The 1775-nt window shown below is 66.6% G+C and carries 2 protein-coding genes; one reads left to right on the top strand and one right to left on the bottom strand.

What is annotated here, in order from left to right:
• Positions 1–80: 80 nt before the first annotated feature.
• A complete protein-coding gene (locus IG88_RS0137635) occupies positions 81–314 on the top strand; it encodes a hypothetical protein (protein ID WP_031051338.1) in 234 nt (77 codons plus the stop codon).
• Positions 315–332: 18 nt separating this feature from the next.
• Here the strand turns inward: IG88_RS0137635 and IG88_RS0137630 are convergent, their stop codons facing one another.
• Positions 333–1535 carry an IS110 family transposase gene (locus IG88_RS0137630; protein WP_031051336.1) on the bottom strand — a complete coding sequence of 401 codons (1203 nt, stop codon included), beginning with the start codon at positions 1533–1535 and terminating at the stop codon, positions 333–335.
• Between the last annotated feature and the right edge of the window lie 240 nt (positions 1536–1775).

Genomic DNA, 1775 nt, shown 5'->3' with positions numbered 1-1775 from the left:
GGGTGCCCCTATGTGTTTGGTCAAGGTCGAAGGCCAGTAGGTTCGTGTGGTTGGGGGCAGGCCGAGCCGTAGGGGTGTGCATGAGTGATAGCCAGGTCACGATCAAGCTCACGAGTGACGAGGCACTGGTGCTGTCGCACTGGCTGGAGAAGCTCCAGATGACGGACCTCAGCCAGGTTGTCGACGATCCGGCGGTCTGGGCGCCGATCCATAGGATTGCCGGAACGCTCGACAAGACGCTTCCTGAGCTGTTCGCATCCGACTATGACGAGCGGCTTGAGGCAGCTCGTCAGAGGCTTCGGCCGGAGGACTGATCGAGCGGTTTGATCTCTTCAGCTGGCTGCGGCGGGTTGGGGTTCGTAGAAGGTTCCGTCGCGGAGCATCGCGAACAGGACGTCGGCCCGGCGTCTGGCGAGGCAGAGCAGGGCCTGGGTGTGGTGCTTGCCCTGGGCGATCTTCTTGTCGTAGTAGGCCCGGGAGGCCGGGTCGCCGAGGGCGGCGAACGCGGAGAGGAAGAAAGCTCGTTTGAGCTGCTTGTTTCCTCTTCTGGAGGGCTGTTCGCCGCGGATTGAGGAGCCCGAGTTCCGGGTTGCCGGGGCGAGTCCGGCGTAGGCGGCGAGGTGGCCGGCGGTCGGGAAGGTGCTGCCGTCGCCGACCTCGATCAGGATGCGGGCTCCGGTCCTGACGCCGACTCCCGGCATCGACGTCAGGACTTTGGAAAGAGGGTGGGTCTCCAGGAGTTCTTCGATCCGTCCGGCCAGCAGCTTGCGTTGGTCAAGGACGGCCGTGAGCGAGGCGGCGAGGCTCGGGGCGATCAGCGCAGCCGCCTCGGTCCCGGGAACGGTGACGGTCTGCTCGTCCAGGGCGTCGAAGATCTCCTCGACCAGCCGTTCGGCCATCCTCGGTGCCTTCGGCCGCAGCAGCGTGATCAGCCGACGTCGGCCGGCCTTGCGGATCTGGGCCGGTGACCCGAACCGCTCCAGCAAGGTCAGGACGGCAGGGTGCTGCAACCGCGGTCCCAGGACCCGTTCCAGCGAGGGATGGATCTGGGTCAACAAGCCGTGCAGTCGGTTGGCGACCCGGGTCGCCTCGCCGGCCAGGTCGTCGTCGAAGCCGACGATCATCTCCAGCTCGGCGATCGTCTCGTCCTGGCCGTCGATGGCCCGCAGCGTGTGGGGCATTGCGCGGGCCGCGTCCGCGATGATGAACGCGTCCTTCGCGTCGGTCTTCGCCTCACCGGGATAGAGGTCGGCGATCCGTCGCATCGTTAGGCCCGGTAAGTAGGCAACCGGGCAGCCCATGTCCCGCGCGATGGCCAGTGGCAGGGCGCCGATCGAGGCCGGCTGGTCGACCACGACCAGCACCGTTCCGTGCTTGGCCTGCAGCTTGGCGAACAGCTCGCGGAGCTTGGGCTCGGTGTTGGGCAGGCGCTTGTCGAACGCCTTCTTCCCGGCTGGTGTGACGGCGGTGGCGTGGTGTTCGCCCTTGCCGACGTCCAGACCGAGGAAGACGTCGATGTCGCCGGTGTCGATCACGTGCAGGCCCCTCCATCACGCTTTCGTCCGGCCTTGCCTCGGCATCGAGCTGCCACATCCACGTTACGGAGAGCTCTTCCGGCCTCGGGTGAAGCCGGTGCTCAAGCCCCTCATCAGCGGTCCGTCGATGCCTCCGGGCCCGGTGACACCACCCCCCGGATCATCAACAACAGGAGGGGGAAGTCATGCCGGACCCGAAGGCCGGAGGCTCCATTGCGGAGCCGCGAAAACGGTAACGGG

Origin of the sequence: Streptomyces sp. NRRL F-5650 (assembly GCF_000721365.1) — a bacterium.
Taxonomy (GTDB): domain Bacteria; phylum Actinomycetota; class Actinomycetes; order Streptomycetales; family Streptomycetaceae; genus Streptomyces; species Streptomyces ardesiacus.
This window is presented reverse-complemented; position numbering and strand designations above follow the sequence as displayed.